This window comes from Streptomyces sp. VTCC 41912 (assembly GCF_045799175.1).
Taxonomy (GTDB): Bacteria; Actinomycetota; Actinomycetes; order Streptomycetales; family Streptomycetaceae; genus Streptomyces; species Streptomyces albulus_C.
The window spans coordinates 19194-32658 of record NZ_JBJMAB010000062.1; the positions used below are offsets into that span (position 1 = coordinate 19194).

Genomic DNA, 13465 nt, shown 5'->3' on the forward strand with positions numbered 1-13465 from the left:
GGAGCTTGAACAAAACGATCGCCGCATCGTCTTCGCCTCCGATACCAAGGCGACCATGTTTGCCGAGTCCCGCCCGTTCCGTGTCTCCCAGCACCTGCTGCCCGCGTGGAAGGCCGTGCTGCCGGTCGGCGGCCACGTCGAACTCGCCCAGCCCGGGCAGCACATGACGACTGCGCCCGGGCTGATCGTTCCGCCTCAGCTGGCCCACGTCTGCGCGGCCACCTCGCCCTACATCGCCTTGTTCGTCGACTCCTGGCTGTTGCCTTCCGGCACCGGACCGATACCGCTGAGTACGAGCAAGGTCCGCCGGCTGCTCGCCGCACTCGGCACCGCGGGTGCCGACAGCCCCGGCACCGACGTGGATCTGGCCGCCGGGTACGCCGAGTTGCGTGCCGTCACCGGCAGCCCGACCCCGCTCGATCCGAGAGTCGCCCACGCCGTCGACGTGTGTACGCTGCGCGATCCGAACACGCCCCTGGCCGCCGTCGCCGGTGAGGTCGGCCTGTCGGCACCGCGGCTGCGCGCGTTGGTCCAGCAGGACGTGGGAATCGCACTCGCCCGCTTGCGGCGATGGGGCCGACTGCGTGCCGCGATCGCCGACCTTCCCACCGGCCCTGCCAGCCTGGCCGCGGCCATGGCAGGCTTCGCCGACCAGGCCCACCTCACCCGTACGGCGCGGGACTTCATCGGGCGTACACCGGCCTCGCTACGCCCCGCCAAGGCAGAGACCGGTCGCTGAATCGCCGAACCACACCCCCGACGGGACACCGGAGCCGGACACGGCCAAGACAACGCATGGCCTCGAAGCAACCAGCCCGCCTGAGTCGGTGCGAACGCCCTGGACTTCGGCGCCCCCGCCGCCACGCCAGGCCGCGCCGAAGGCGGCCACCGCCGCGTCCAACACGGGCTGCCCGGGCAGTGACACATCAGCGGGGCGGCAAGCCGGGAGGAGGCCGGGCAAGCTCCACGCGCCCGTTGCCCAGCGAGCCCTGTGCGTAGTCGAGGAACCTGCTCCGGTGCTGGTGTGATTGTCGTTGCCAGGCAGCGCGCTCCGTGCGGCAGGGCACGCACGCCCCAGCCGCGTGACGTCGGGCTTCTTGAGTACGCCGGATGGGAGGACGACCCTCCACCTTGCGACCTAGGTCCGCCGCCGGATGTGACTGAGCGGCACACGCCATAGCCTCCTTCCCCATGACAACAGCTGACCTTCACCGAAGCGGACCCCGTAGCCCTGAGCAGCGTAAGCGCGAGGCGCTCGAACGGCTCGCGCGGGACAACGACGTATGGGTCGCCACGGCCGACGCCACCGGCGAACCGTGCCTCGTTCCGCTGGCCTTCTGGTGGGATGGCGAGGCGGTGTGGCTGTCCACCCGCGACACCAACCCGACCGGGCGCAACCTCTGTGCCTCGGGCCGGGTCCGACTCAGCTTCGGCCACCCCCGCGACGTGGTCCTGGTCCACGGCACCGCGCGCATGCTGACCCGCGAGGAGCTGCCGGTCGAGGTGGGCGACGCCTTCGCCGCGAAGGACGGTTGGGACCCTCGCAAGGACCACCCCTCGTACGTCTTCTTCCAGGTCACCCCACAGGTGCTCCAGGCATGGGGAACGGTCCCCGAGATGCCCGAACGGACCCTGATGCGCGAGGGGAAGTGGCTGGTCTGACGGACCTCACCCGCCGCGCCGTACGCGGCGACGGGTGCTGCCCAGCCATCGGCCTGAGCATGGAGAGCTGATGCAGGCAGGGTGAGGTCACGCATTCAGCCCCGATGCGTGAGGCCCTGGGGGGCGAGGGGCCCGATCCCGTACCGTGCGGATCCCCCCAGGGTGCCAGCGACGTTGGCCAGTGGACCGCGTCGCAGGAGTGGCCAGATCCCTTCCATGGGGTTCAAGTCGGGTGCGTATGGCAGCACAGGGCGGCGATGGACCAGCGTCGCCAGGATCGGCCGCGGACCCGCATGACGGGTGTCTGGCCGCGTGGGCCCCAGGTGTTGGCGCGTGGCGGCGTCATCGAGAATCCCGCTTCGTCCTCGAAGACGATCCAGGCGTCGAGCGCCGCCGCGAGGTTTCCACCAGTGGCCGCACTCCCCCGCGAGCGGGGGCACCTCCACCTTCTTCCACAGTCGGACTGCCTCCTCGTTGCGTTCCCGGGCGCGTCGGGAGGGGCCTGCCAGGACCAACCGTGGCGGTGCAGAAGCCGCCACGCGGCGGCCACCGAGCAGGTGAGGTGGAAGCGCCGGCCGATCACGGTCCGGGCTCTGGACAGGGTCCACCGCTGGTCGGCCCAGCCGTGGGCCGCGGGCCCCTTGGTCAGTTGTAGTTCCAGGAGTGCGAACTGGGTGTCCGTCAGTCTGGGGCGTCCTGGTGATCCTCGTGAAGCCGGTCCTTGCTCGCCCGCTTCGTGCCATCTGCGTCGTCAGCGTTCCACGGACCGCTCGGTGACCCGCAGTTCTTGCGCGATGCGCGCGTTCTTCTCACCGCGGGCGAAGCGGCCCGCAGTCTCCAGCCGGATCTGTTCGCGGGCCTGCCGCCGGGGACGGGCTCGGACTGGGCGTACTGGCGCACGGCGCGAGCGTGGTCGAGGCCGTGGAGGCCATGCAGAGACGGGGGTTGGTCTGGCCGCTTGGCCCGTCGAGGTCTCCCGCGACCTCCTTGGTGACTGCCACCGCGACCTCAGCGCCCTCCGGGCGGGCTCGCCGAGCCCCGGGGCGCACCCGCCGCACCCCGCCGCTGCGCCACAAGGGCGGGCTCGCCAGCGATAAGAGCGGCCTCTGGACCGGCCCGCCGCGCGCGAGGATGAGCGCCCGGGGGCGTCGGCGTGTCGGTGCCTTGCGCTCGTCGAGATCCGATGGGAGGAAGAGCAAGGAGACATCATGAGCAAGGTCTGGTTTGTCACCGGTTCGTCGCGCGGTTTGGGCCGCAACTTCGTCGAGGCCGCGCTGTCTCGCGGCGGCAAGGTGGCCGCGACCGCTCAGAAGGCCGCAGACCTCGCTGAGCTGGTCGCTGCCTGCGGCGGCGCCGTGCTCCCCATCGAGCCGGACTCCAACAGGTTCACGCCGATCGGCTCAAGACCGGGTGCGAAGGGCAGGACCTTTCAGCGGAGGCTCACGGCCAGCCCGATCACGAAGGCCGCTGAGATCGGTCCGGGCTTCACCATGCCGCCGCGTCGCGAGATGCGGCCGGTTCCGCCGACCCGGGATTTCCTTGCGGCGAACCGGTGCCCCTGACCAGTCGCTGTGTGAGCGCCACCCGGGAGTGGAAGCTCTGCCCGGACAACGGTTCAGCGAGCAGGTGGGAGTGACATGGCAAGCGACGACTTCATCCTCGACGTGAGCAGGATTCGTGACGAGGCCCGTCAGAAGATGGGGGCCGGACCGGTGACCAGCACGTACGGTCTGGACCGGGAGAAAGTCATCTCCGTCCTCAACGACGTGGTCGCGACGGAGGTGGTCTGCTGGTTGCGTTACACGCGGCACGCGATTTCCGCCACCGGCATCGATCGGGCGCAGGTGGCCGCCGAATTCACCGAGCACGCCGCCGAGGAGATGCAGCACGGTCAACGGGCCGCCGAGCGTATTTCCCAGTTGGGCGGTCAGCCCGACTTCGATCCCGCGAGTCTGGCCCGGCGTGCGCACACGGATTACACGGCGCCGGCCGACGACGACCTCAAGAGCATGCTGGAGGACAACCTCGTCGCCGAACGCATCGTGATCTCGACGTACCAGGAGATCGCGCGCTGGCTCGGCGACCACGACCCCACCACACGCCGGTTGATCGAGTCGATCCTGGAACAGGAAGAGGAGCATGCCGACGATCTCCTCGACCTGTTGTCCCGGTGAGCCGGACCGCCGTGCCCAGGGCGTCGCCCGCCCGCGAGGTCCCCCGGGCGACGGCCGAGGGACTGCCGTCGGTTCAGCGGCCGACCGCCCGGCGGAGTTCTTCCATGTTCATGTGGGAACGACCTTCGAGGTTCTCCTTCTTGGCCTCCTGATACAGACGGCCGGCGGGTCCGCCGCACGCTCGGCATCGCCAGCCTGGCCGGGGCGACCCTCGACAACGAGGAGAACTACCTGATCAAGAAGCTGCTGACCGGGCTGGGCGTGGTGCAGGTGGAGAACAGGCACGGGTCTGTCACAGCTCCACGGTCACCGGTCTCGGGACGTCCTTCGGGCGCGGCGGGGCGACCACCTTCATGCGGGACCTCCAGCGCGCGGACTGCATCGTCATCGAGGGGATCCGCCGTCTCACCGGCACGAACACCTCCGCCTGGCGCGAGGAGGCGGTGAGCACGTGGACGTTCGCCCCCTCCTTGAGGCACTGGACCTGCAAGAGGAAGCCGCCCGGGCCCTGGCTGACGACCTTCGCGCGCAGATCGACGACCTGCAGACCCGGCTGCAGGAGGCCGAGACACACCTCGAGCACCTCGCGATCACCCGCAAGACCGTCACCAGCCTCGCCGACCGGCTCCCCGCATCCCCACCCGAACTTCCCGAGCACCCGGACTACCCGCGCGTCCTCGCCGCCTTCAACGAGTCGACCGGCCCCCGGCGGGCCAAGGACGCCTGCCCGGCCCTTGGCCATGAACTGCTGCCGAAGAACGTCGAAGGCACCCGGGCCAAGCTGAAGCGCCTGGTCGAACTCGGCATCCTCACCGCAGCCGACACCGGCTGCTTTACCCGGCGACATAGCCGGCACCGCGGCCAGCGCACCTGTCCCAAGCCTCACTTCGAAACGGGCATCGGCTCGCGAACCGTCCACTAAGAAGTCAACGGGCGCCCCGCGACCTGCGGTCCATCACCACTGCGCACGCGCCCGGGTCCTCCAGCACAATCGGATCTGGGGCATCGCCTGCGCGGGGCCGCCGCGCGCAGTCCGCTCACCACACGGGCCTGAACGAAACTTCCTGATCCGCGTGAACCGCCGCGATGTAAGTCCGCAGGTCCTGGTCAAGGGCGGCCAGACGTTCGGCGCCGATGACGTCGGCCAGCTGCCCCTCGACCGTCGCCCACAGCTCGTCGGCCAGTTCCAGGTACTCGCGTCCGCGGGTGGTCAAAGCGAGTACCTGGGCCCGCTTGTCGGTGCTATGCGGGCGCCGTTCGACATAGCCCCAGTCCGCCAGCTCCGCGACCGCCTTCGAAGTCGCCTGCTTCGTCACCCCGAGATGGGCCGCGAGGTCGACGGTCGTCGCCCCCGGATGTGATGCCAGATATCGGAAGGTGTACCCGTGCGCCGGACGCAGCGGCTCCCGGCCCAGCTCGGCCAGCAGGGCGTGGAACCGGTCGGTCATCGCGCGGTAGGCCACGGCCAGCAGCAGCGGTACCTGGCCTGGGCGCGCTTCGGCGAAGTCAGGACTGGGCGGCATGGCGACTCCCGAACAAAGTAGTCAATGCAGTTGACCGATTCCAGGAACCGGCCGTACCCTTACATGGTCAAGCTGGTTGACTATACCTCTCTGGGAGAGTGACCATGCCCCTAGCCCCCCTCGCCGACGCGCCCACATTCGGGCGCGACGGCTTCACCTTCCGCCCGCTCGCCGTCCCCTCCCGCGGCAGCGCCGAGCTGGCCGTCTGGGCGCTGGAACTGGCCCCCGGCGTCCACAGCGAGACGCACAGCATGGACCGCGAAGAAGTCTTCGTGGTCATCGAAGGCAAGGTCTCGGCGACCGTCGCGGGCGAGGACGTACACGCCGAGGCGGGCGACGCGATCATCGTGCCCGCCCACGCGACCCTGCAACTGCGCAACGGCTGCCCGCACAATCCCGCCCAGCTCGCGGCCGTGACCAGCGCCGGCATGAAGGCAACAGCCGGCGGGGTCACCTTCGCGCCGCCGTGGGCTCAGTGAACCGGCAGGAGCGACCATGAACGACGTCACCGCCGTGGCCCAGCTCATCCTCCACGAACGCCGGGCCCGCGACCGCGGCTGGTGGGACCTCATGCGTGAGTGCCTGGCCCCGGACGCCGCGATACGCCTCAGCTGGTTCCGCGGGCGAGGAGCGGCGTTCATCGCCGCGTCCCAGGAGATGGCCGCGCGCGGTGACGCCGCCACCCACGTCCTCTCCCCGCCGATCGTCGACGTCGCCGGCGACCGCGCGGCCGTCGAGATCGGCGCGGCCATCCATCTGCGCAGCGAACTCCACGGCGTCGAAGTGGACCTCACCTCCCATGCACGCCTGCTGTACCGCGCCGAACGCCGCGCCGGGCGCTGGCTGACCACCTCGCTCGACCCCGTGTACGAGTACGACAGTCTGGCCCCCAGCATCCCCGGCACGCCCGTGCGGCTCGAAGCTGACGTTCTGGCACGGGCCCGACCCTCGTACCGCATGCTGACATGCCTGCTCGGCGCCAAGGACTACACCATTGCCGACGACCTCTACGGCGACGACCGGCCCGAACCGGTCCGGCAGCTGTACCGGAGGCTGTTCGACTGGCTTCGCGCCGACGCCAAGAAATGAACAAGTTCCCGGAAGCCTTGGCACACGGCAAAGCCCCTGCCGCCTTCGCAGTCAATGCCACCGCGTCTACCTTCTGAGCCGCGAGCACATCAACTGCTCTGTGCTGCCGGCCCAGGCCAGGTCCTGGTAGGGCGCCCGCAGCAGTCTGGTAGGCGACGCCCGCACAGGCAGGCCGTTCGTGTGGGGGGACCGGTGGTACGGGGGCCGTGCGCCGCGCCGACCCGTCCGGACCGTGCCGCACACATGTCCCTGGCGGATTGCCGGGGGAAGGCGCAGCGGATGAGGCGGCTGTCCTGACCGGCCAGATCCCGATCCGGTCTTGCCGCCGTCGACATTGCCCTCACCAACGCTCCTGCCAGCCCACACCACCAGGTGGCGACAGAGCCATTCAAGTACTGACGAACCAGCCCTTTAAGAGCCACAACCATGTCGACTCATGCCATACCGAACCGGAAGACCATGTCGGGCCAGTCGGTGTCAGGTGTTCCGTCGTCGAGCGCCTCGCTGATCGTCCGCTCTTCATAGCTGAAGTGGGATTCCATGATCGCCGCCAAGCCGTCAAGCTCCCGCCCGATCGCCTCCAGGGCCGGGCCACGCGATTCGGTAGCCCTGTCGGCGAGTTCACGCACCTGGGACAGGATCGAGGCGATCATTCCATGATCTTCAACAAGATTCGCGACCGTCCTTGTGAGATCCGGGCGTTCGCGCAGCAACTGGGAGAACATCCCGTCATCCTCGCCCTGATGGTGCGACGTCAATGCGGCACAAAAGGCCAGGCAATGGGCGACAAGTGCGTCGTCGCCCAACCGGCGGTGTCCGAGAGCCGTCCTGATCTCGTTGATCTGGCGGCGTAGTTCCTGATGTGCTTGTGAGAGTTGCAGGCTCAAGGCGGCTGCACGGTCGCCGTCGCGGGAAGCCACGGATGGCGGTCCCTTCGGTTCCGCACCTCCATGCCTGACGCAGTCCGTCACCGGCACGCGATGCTGCCGCAATCTGATCACGCAACGCGGCAGCGCGGCAAGCACGGTGCCCGCCCGTGCCCAAAGCCAGCGCCATGCCCCGGCGTTCTGCCAGCTCAACCCTTCATTCCAGAGGAACTGCACCCGACTGAGTTGGCGATCCTGCCTGCCGACAGGCCGCCCTCACCAGTAGTGCCGTCGTCCGCCGACCGCGTGTCCCACCGCACCGAGCAGCCAAAGGACCGCTCCGATGACGAGAAGGATGATGCCGATCGTCCACAGCACGGAAATGCCGGTGAGAAAACCGACGATGAGCAGGACAACGCCGAGAATGACCATGATTTCCTCCGCACCGAGGTTGACATGCTTACTTTCCACTGTGTCCCGCTACGACAGCTGCGGCAACCGCTGCCCAGCAGACTCAGGCCAGGGGAAAAGCCCTGGTCAGAGGCATCGGGAAGACCGAGGGTCACTGCGGGTTGCCCTCTGGGCCGCGCGGTTTGTGGGGCAGCTCGGGCGAGTCGGTGGCCAGCGGCACCGCCCAGGAGCGCACCAGTCCCAACTGCACGCCCTGACGGGGCAGCAGGGCGTCGAGCATCCAGTCGGCCGCGACCCGGGTGCGGTTCCCGGGCATCGCCAGCAGGTGGTACCCGCGAGTGAGCGCCGCGGCGAGCGGGCCGGCCAGGGGGATGTGGCGGGGGTTCGCCGCGGCCTGGCCGCCGCCCAGGTCGACCATGTAGCCGAAGTCGTGGTGCTCGTACGCCCGCGACGTGCCCTGCCCGCCCGTTGTGCCCCTGCGTGGCCGGTGCCGACCGGGGCCGGTACTGAGGCGAGCGCGCCCTCGGTCGCGCCCCGCGGCACGTTGGCGGCACGTTGGTGTCACGGGGCGATGGGGCGTTGTGCGAACAACCGTGCAGGCTTCTGCGTGGCGGGAGTATCGGCGCCCGGCCACCGATGAATGCCACATCCTCTCTGGACCAGGGCAGGCGTCGTCCATGTGGTACTGCCGATCCTGAGCCTCACCCGCCCCTGGCGGTACCGGACCATGTGCCTGGTCGGGAGCGCCGATCCAGGGCCTCAGCGGCCACCCGCAGATCCGAAACGAGCCCCGCGTAGGGCGCTTCGCGGTCCTCGGCACGCAGAACGGCTGCGGGGTGGAGTGTGGCGACGACCAAGGCCCGCTCGCCCAAGCTCGTTTCCGAACCGGCTCCCTCACGGGCCGCGTTCTCCAACACCAACGGTATGGGCATGCCGCGGTCCTTCGACACGCGGAACGAGGTGCCCAGCAGTGCCTTGCCGGCTGTGGCCCCGAGGGCCACGACCACCTCAGGGGCCACCAAGCGCAGTTCGGCGACCAACCAGGGACGGCAAGCAGTCGTCTCCCGCAGACTGGGCGGCTTGTGGATGCGACGCTTGCCCCGCGTCGCCGCGGTGAACTTGAAATGCTTCACGGCATTGGTGAAGTACGCCTGGTCCGCGTCGATCCCAGCCTCCCGCAGAGCCCTGTCCAGCAATCCCCCGGCTGGCCCGACGAACGGCTTCCCTTGGCGGTCTTCCTGGTCACCCGGCTGTTCGCCGACGAGCATGAGGCGGGCACGAGCCGTCCCCACGCCGAACACCGTTTGTGAGGCGTTTCGGAAGAGCGGGCAGCCATGGCAGTCTGCTGCCGCGCGCCGATGGGCCGGCAGCCCTCCGCGTCGAGGCAGGTACGGTCCGGCGTCGTACTCCGATCCATCCGCAGCTGTTCTCGCACCGGTCACGGGAGCCCCTGACCGCGTCCCGAGAGGAAGTCCCGCGTCCGGTCCACCAGGCCCAGCCCAGGGGCAAGCAGCCTGTTGGCGGGCGGAGTGCTTGGCGCCGAGGGGTGGGGTCGGGTGGGGGCCGTCTTCTTGGACTCACGAACCTTCCTCCCCAGACTCTCCAGGATGAAGGGGTGCACGCCCTCACGGAGCCGCGGGAACAGCGTCCTTTCCTCTTCACGAACATGTGCGGTGACTTCGGTCCGCACCTTCACCATGAGCCGGTTGAAGTCCAGGTCTTGGGGTTCGCAGCCTTCCAGTTCCTTCAGGAGCTGTTCGACGCGCTCGTGGACGGCGACCTCCCGGTCAGCCAGGGCCTCGCCACCGTCCAGGTGGTCCCGGACCGCCGGGTAGAGGTGTTCCTCCTCCGCCACCGCGTGCCGCACCCACTCAATCGTGATCTCGTCCGCGAGCCGTTTGCGGGCGTCGGACCCGGGGGGCGTGCCCTCGAATTGCGAGAAGAGCGCTTCGATTGTCCTGTGGTCGGACATCAACTCGGCGATGACGTCCTCACCGTGTTCCATGTGTGTGAGCCTCCGTGTGAGGTGGTGAGCAGCGACCGTGCGCCCGCACACGGGTGGCCAAACGCACGGGGTGTCGACGCCGGGGCCCGCCGAGACATCAGGCGGCGAGTTGGGTGTCTGATCCGAACGTGCCGCGCTATTCGACGAGCAGACGGTTGAAGAAGGAGCGGTATCGGCGAAGGGCCATTCGTAGGCCCTCGGTGTCCACTTCTTCGCCGCGGTTCCATTGTTCTTCGAGGCTGTGCTTGTGCTCGGTGAAGGTCTGGGCCAGCGTTTGCATCACCTTGGCGACGAGGGCATCGGCAGCGTGTACGGCGTCCCGGGGGCTGTCCACGAAGCCGTTTTGGATGTCCTGCCAGCGCGCCTGGAAATCTTGGGCCTGGTCCGCTGAAAGCAGCTGCGGGGCCTGCTCCTCCCCTTCCGCCCCATCTCCGCGAGCGGGCGTCTGCGCCACCGCCTCGGGGGCACTGTCGCCCAAAACCGTTGATTCCGGGGGTCGTTGTTGCGTGTCGTCTGCCGGAGGGCGCTGCGGTGCGGCGAGGTCTTCCGTGGACAGGCCGCTCTGTCCGATGTCGGGTATGCGGTCGTGCTGCATAACTCCTCCTGTTCGCTCAGGTAGACGCAGTCGGAGGTGCACTCAGGCGTGCGCGTGTCGTGTCGAGCCACCATCGGAGAGCAGTTCATCGAACAGGCTCCGGTAGTGGATCATCGCGCCGCGCAGCTGTTCAGTGGTGGCTCTGTGTTCGCTGCGCAGGGCATCGATCTTGTGGGCCTCGCGGTAGTGCTCCAGCGTGCGGCCGTGCTCTACCGAGAGGTCCCGCATCTGCTGCTCGAAGCCTTCGGTCGGGTAGCCCCGGTCATGCATCAGCGAAGTGACCAGGACGTCCGCCTCGTGGACGGCGTGCTCGGGGTGGTCGACGAAATCGTCCTGCACGCCCGTCCACTCACGGCTGTAGCGTTCCCGCGCAGTCGGCGCCAGTGGCTTGATGTCCAACGCATCGTGCCGCTTCTCGCGAGCCCGCAGCTCACGCTCCCCGGCCATGCGCCCATCGGCGTTTTCGACCGTCCGCTCATATTCCGGGCCGAAGCGGTTCTGAAGACGCCGGCGACGTAGGGAAAGTGCTATCCCCACGACGAGCAGCGCGATGATGACTGCGATGGGGATGACGATCGCCAGAAGGGTTCCTGTTGACAAGGCAACCTCCTCATTGAAGGCCCCTCGTCAAGCATAAGACCAAGCTTTCATCGGGCGCTTCGAGTGCATCCCAGCCCATGGGCGGCGGCGATTCCGTGCGAGAGAATGATGGAAGCATGCCGATGGCCGTGCGAGGAATACACAGCAGGTACGCCTAACATGGTGCTAGCAGCTCTCGGCCGGTCGAGGTTTCTCCGGATCGACCGGCCGTAGGCTGCCTGCGGTGCTCCACGACCAGAGCCGCTATGGAAGTGCCGCCTGGCCATCACCGATTCAGTGAGCGAGCAGGCCAATTAACGAAGGTCTGGGGCCGGCCAACTACGCGATGATGATGACACGACCATCGCGGCCTCGGTCGCGGTGACGGTAGCCATCGTCGCCACAACTACGGCCGTAGCCGTTCCAGTCTCCGCAGCCCCATCCCTAGCGGTCGCCATCGCTCTTGCGGTGACAGGGGAAGAACACTTTGAAAGCCATCTTCGCCTCCTAGGTTTCGAGCCGGCGAGCGCTTTGCCTCAACGCTTTCGACGCTACGACGAAGAGACAACCACGACAAGGAAACTTGTGAATTTTCAGACGACTGGAAACATGCCCGTTCGCGTTCGCGTATCGCTCGTCACATAGCGCGATGACGGCACGCCAGGAGAACACTCCGGCGGTTGCCACTGAAAGCGATGGTCTTGTCCGGCCGATGGAATCTGCTGACTCTGGGCCGGTCCCGTCGCCCGGATGTACCGTGGACGATTTCTGATTCGGGCGACGGGCCGGATCCGGTGTGGCGCTGCCGGCGGCGGCTGCTGTCCCGATTGCCGCCGACTCCTGCCAGCACCTTCCTGTACCCTCCAGGGTGCTTTCCAGTATTCCTTACCGCCCCTCATCTCACCAGGACCTCTCTTGCGGTTCGGAACATCGCACACGGCGTTGCTGGCCTTCACTCGACGTAGTTGCAGAAGGTGCTTGTCTCGGCGTCGTGGAGTTCGCACTGAGTTCGTTGTCTCTGCCACGAGCATCGGCGCCCGGTATGTCACGCCAACACCGCCGGGTGACTGGACCGGACAACCAACCGAGGCCGGAGCGTCGCGGTCAGTCACCCTCGACTTGCTCACCCGGGCGTCACCGCAGGTCGTCGTGTGCAACCCCGCCGCGCGCGTCGCGTGACACCACAGGGCCACGACCACGGTGTGGGCCAGGAAGAAGGCCGCACAGAGGAAGACGACGGCACCGACGACGACAGCCGGTCTTTGAGCCATCCTCGCTCCCGCTTGTCCCCTGGGCCGGTCTCGGTTCCGGTGCTGGACTCCCCCGGCGGCGTCTCCCCGGGCGGTAAGCCCGTCGCCCTTCGAAGGTCCGGACCGGGCTGGGTGCGGTCATACGGGCATCTCCCTCCGTGGACCGTGCCGCGGCGGGCGGCGCACACGGGTGGGGTCGGGGCGATGTGCCTCGGGGGACGGAGGCCCGAACCCGGGGCCAGGAGCTGGTTCGCCGGCGAGGTACGGACGCGTCGGCACGGTCCGCTTGGCCTTGCGGATCTTGTCGCCCAGATCGTCGAGTGCCTGCGCGGAACAGACCGCGGCCAGCCGGGGAAACACATGAGGTCCACGGCGAGTAGATCAGTCAACTCCCGTCGCCAGGGCGCACCGGTGGGCTGCAGCACGATCTCCGCGAAGAGCTCGTCGACCTCCCGGTGATCCTCTGTCAGTTCACCCTCACGGAACGACACGAGATCGAGGAGACCGTGCGCAGCCCGTTCGAGCAGCGCGGCACCCCGCGGTGACGAAACCGCTGCGGGTCCGCGCCGCACGAGACGGCCGGGCGGGCAGGCTCAACGCCGTCCTGCCTGCTGGCGTTCTGGTCGGTCGGGATCGGGACGGACAACGCGTTGCGTGCCAGTGTGCCGGGGGCGGTATTCGGGAACGCGTGGGGTGAGGGCCAAAACAGCGGCCCGAGGCAGGCCCGCTCACGCGACGAAAGGGACGACCATGCCTGTGGCACGCGACATCATGACCCCCGGCGCGGAGTGCGTCGGGGCCGAGGACAGTCTCCTGGACGCCGTGCGCAAGCTCACCGACCTGGATGTCGGGGCACTGCCGATATGCGGCACCGACGACCAGCTCACAGGGGTGCTGACCGATCGGGACATCGTCGTCAAGGTCCTGGGCGAGGGACGGGACGCCCAGCAGACCACCGTGGGCGAACTCGCCCAGGGCGAGGTGGTCACGATCGGCGCCGACGACCACGCACACGAGATCCTCACGACCATGGCGGAGCACAAGGTGCGGCGCCTCCCGGTCATCGACGGCAACCGCCTCGTCGGCATGGTGACGTTGGCGGACGTCGCCCGCGCGCTGCCCGGCCCTCAGGTCGGCGACCTGCTCGCAGCACTCTCGACACCCTGATCCGCGCTGTGCCTTCTGTGCACTCATGCGAGAGTGCAGACAGATGCGCCGGCTTCGTACCCAGGCATCGCGATCTGCGTCAGCAGTCCCATGTCCGGCCTCCTCAGACGAAGCTGTAGGCGGGCAGCGGGCCGTGGAGGCGGA

At 68.3% G+C, this 13465-nt stretch carries 17 protein-coding genes and 1 pseudogene; 9 read left to right on the forward strand and 9 right to left on the reverse strand.

From position 1 onward, the window contains the following. Window positions 1–55 precede the first annotated feature (55 nt). Together ACJ6WD_RS39550 and ACJ6WD_RS39555 are read left to right on the forward strand one after the other, a co-directional pair. Window positions 56–739 (forward strand): helix-turn-helix domain-containing protein, encoded by a 684-nt coding sequence (locus ACJ6WD_RS39550; RefSeq protein WP_407617650.1) that lies wholly within the window; start codon window positions 56–58, stop codon window positions 737–739. Window positions 740–1191: 452 nt separating this feature from the next. After that, window positions 1192–1662 carry a pyridoxamine 5'-phosphate oxidase family protein gene (locus tag ACJ6WD_RS39555; protein ID WP_233656182.1) on the forward strand — a complete coding sequence of 157 codons (471 nt, stop codon included), beginning with the start codon at window positions 1192–1194 and terminating at the stop codon, window positions 1660–1662. 223 nt (window positions 1663–1885) lie between these two features. On the opposite strand, the gene ACJ6WD_RS39560 is transcribed toward ACJ6WD_RS39555, so the two are convergent. Then, on the reverse strand, window positions 1886–2245 hold the full coding sequence (locus ACJ6WD_RS39560) for a winged helix-turn-helix domain-containing protein (RefSeq protein WP_374206743.1): 360 nt from the start codon (window positions 2243–2245) through the stop codon (window positions 1886–1888). 625 nt (window positions 2246–2870) lie between these two features. On the opposite strand from ACJ6WD_RS39560, the gene ACJ6WD_RS39565 reads away from it, so the two are divergent. The 4 genes and pseudogenes from ACJ6WD_RS39565 (at window position 2871) to ACJ6WD_RS39580 (ending at window position 4758) form a co-directional block, all read left to right on the forward strand. Next, window positions 2871–3224 carry a hypothetical protein gene (locus ACJ6WD_RS39565; protein WP_407617651.1) on the forward strand — a complete coding sequence of 118 codons (354 nt, stop codon included), beginning with the start codon at window positions 2871–2873 and terminating at the stop codon, window positions 3222–3224. Window positions 3225–3299: 75 nt separating this feature from the next. Next, complete coding sequence (locus ACJ6WD_RS39570) at window positions 3300–3836, forward strand: ferritin-like domain-containing protein (RefSeq protein ID WP_233656185.1); 537 nt, start codon at window positions 3300–3302, stop codon at window positions 3834–3836. A 156-nt stretch (window positions 3837–3992) separates the two neighbouring features. Further along, window positions 3993–4231 (forward strand): annotated as a pseudogene (locus ACJ6WD_RS39575) (hypothetical protein); the annotation flags it as partial. A 56-nt stretch (window positions 4232–4287) separates the two neighbouring features. After that, window positions 4288–4758, forward strand: a complete 471-nt coding sequence (locus ACJ6WD_RS39580; RefSeq protein ID WP_407617652.1) for a hypothetical protein — start codon at window positions 4288–4290, stop codon at window positions 4756–4758. Window positions 4759–4873: 115 nt separating this feature from the next. On the opposite strand, the gene ACJ6WD_RS39585 is transcribed toward ACJ6WD_RS39580, so the two are convergent. Then, on the reverse strand, window positions 4874–5359 hold the full coding sequence (locus tag ACJ6WD_RS39585; RefSeq protein WP_233656189.1) for a MarR family winged helix-turn-helix transcriptional regulator: 486 nt from the start codon (window positions 5357–5359) through the stop codon (window positions 4874–4876). Between the two features lie 104 nt (window positions 5360–5463). Between ACJ6WD_RS39585 and ACJ6WD_RS39590 the strand changes: the two genes are divergently transcribed. Both ACJ6WD_RS39590 and ACJ6WD_RS39595 read left to right on the forward strand, forming a co-directional pair. Next, the gene (locus ACJ6WD_RS39590) at window positions 5464–5838 is read left to right on the forward strand and encodes a cupin domain-containing protein (protein WP_331246077.1); all 375 of its coding nucleotides are present in this window, start codon (window positions 5464–5466) and stop codon (window positions 5836–5838) included. Window positions 5839–5854: 16 nt separating this feature from the next. Next, window positions 5855–6448, forward strand: a complete 594-nt coding sequence (locus ACJ6WD_RS39595; RefSeq protein ID WP_407617653.1) for a nuclear transport factor 2 family protein — start codon at window positions 5855–5857, stop codon at window positions 6446–6448. A gap of 434 nt (window positions 6449–6882) precedes the next feature. Here the strand turns inward: ACJ6WD_RS39595 and ACJ6WD_RS39600 are convergent, their stop codons facing one another. The 7 genes from ACJ6WD_RS39600 to ACJ6WD_RS39630 form a co-directional block, all read right to left on the reverse strand. Continuing rightward, window positions 6883–7551, reverse strand: coding sequence for a hemerythrin domain-containing protein (locus ACJ6WD_RS39600; protein ID WP_233656195.1), 669 nt, complete (start codon window positions 7549–7551; stop codon window positions 6883–6885). A gap of 39 nt (window positions 7552–7590) precedes the next feature. After that, window positions 7591–7746 carry a DUF6131 family protein gene (locus tag ACJ6WD_RS39605; RefSeq protein WP_233656197.1) on the reverse strand — a complete coding sequence of 52 codons (156 nt, stop codon included), beginning with the start codon at window positions 7744–7746 and terminating at the stop codon, window positions 7591–7593. A gap of 130 nt (window positions 7747–7876) precedes the next feature. Further along, complete coding sequence (locus tag ACJ6WD_RS39610) at window positions 7877–8143, reverse strand: hypothetical protein (RefSeq protein ID WP_407617654.1); 267 nt, start codon at window positions 8141–8143, stop codon at window positions 7877–7879. 283 nt (window positions 8144–8426) lie between these two features. After that, window positions 8427–9167 carry a UdgX family uracil-DNA binding protein gene (locus tag ACJ6WD_RS39615; RefSeq protein ID WP_233656201.1) on the reverse strand — a complete coding sequence of 247 codons (741 nt, stop codon included), beginning with the start codon at window positions 9165–9167 and terminating at the stop codon, window positions 8427–8429. Further along, window positions 9164–9730 (reverse strand): hemerythrin domain-containing protein, encoded by a 567-nt coding sequence (locus ACJ6WD_RS39620; RefSeq protein ID WP_331246075.1) that lies wholly within the window; start codon window positions 9728–9730, stop codon window positions 9164–9166. The genes ACJ6WD_RS39615 and ACJ6WD_RS39620 overlap by 4 nt, the downstream gene beginning before the upstream one ends. A gap of 136 nt (window positions 9731–9866) precedes the next feature. Further along, window positions 9867–10325 carry a hypothetical protein gene (locus tag ACJ6WD_RS39625; protein ID WP_331246074.1) on the reverse strand — a complete coding sequence of 153 codons (459 nt, stop codon included), beginning with the start codon at window positions 10323–10325 and terminating at the stop codon, window positions 9867–9869. A gap of 42 nt (window positions 10326–10367) precedes the next feature. Next, entirely contained in the window at window positions 10368–10925 is a 558-nt protein-coding gene (locus ACJ6WD_RS39630; RefSeq protein WP_233656210.1) for a hypothetical protein, read from the reverse strand. 1979 nt (window positions 10926–12904) lie between these two features. On the opposite strand from ACJ6WD_RS39630, the gene ACJ6WD_RS39635 reads away from it, so the two are divergent. Further along, window positions 12905–13321 (forward strand): CBS domain-containing protein, encoded by a 417-nt coding sequence (locus tag ACJ6WD_RS39635; RefSeq protein ID WP_331246072.1) that lies wholly within the window; start codon window positions 12905–12907, stop codon window positions 13319–13321. Window positions 13322–13465: the final 144 nt, after the last annotated feature.

Coding starts and splice junctions, on each gene's coding strand:
- ACJ6WD_RS39550 (WP_407617650.1), top strand. CDS start 56: ATGTTTGCCGAGTCCCGCCCGTTCCGTGTCTCCCAGCACCTGCTGCCC.
- ACJ6WD_RS39555 (WP_233656182.1), top strand. CDS start 1,192: ATGACAACAGCTGACCTTCACCGAAGCGGACCCCGTAGCCCTGAGCAG.
- ACJ6WD_RS39565 (WP_407617651.1), top strand. CDS start 2,871: ATGAGCAAGGTCTGGTTTGTCACCGGTTCGTCGCGCGGTTTGGGCCGC.
- ACJ6WD_RS39570 (WP_233656185.1), top strand. CDS start 3,300: ATGGCAAGCGACGACTTCATCCTCGACGTGAGCAGGATTCGTGACGAG.
- ACJ6WD_RS39585 (WP_233656189.1), bottom strand. CDS start 5,359: ATGCCGCCCAGTCCTGACTTCGCCGAAGCGCGCCCAGGCCAGGTACCG.
- ACJ6WD_RS39590 (WP_331246077.1), top strand. CDS start 5,464: ATGCCCCTAGCCCCCCTCGCCGACGCGCCCACATTCGGGCGCGACGGC.
- ACJ6WD_RS39595 (WP_407617653.1), top strand. CDS start 5,855: ATGAACGACGTCACCGCCGTGGCCCAGCTCATCCTCCACGAACGCCGG.
- ACJ6WD_RS39605 (WP_233656197.1), bottom strand. CDS start 7,746: ATGGTCATTCTCGGCGTTGTCCTGCTCATCGTCGGTTTTCTCACCGGC.
- ACJ6WD_RS39610 (WP_407617654.1), bottom strand. CDS start 8,143: ATGGTCGACCTGGGCGGCGGCCAGGCCGCGGCGAACCCCCGCCACATC.
- ACJ6WD_RS39620 (WP_331246075.1), bottom strand. CDS start 9,730: ATGGAACACGGTGAGGACGTCATCGCCGAGTTGATGTCCGACCACAGG.
- ACJ6WD_RS39625 (WP_331246074.1), bottom strand. CDS start 10,325: ATGCAGCACGACCGCATACCCGACATCGGACAGAGCGGCCTGTCCACG.
- ACJ6WD_RS39635 (WP_331246072.1), top strand. CDS start 12,905: ATGCCTGTGGCACGCGACATCATGACCCCCGGCGCGGAGTGCGTCGGG.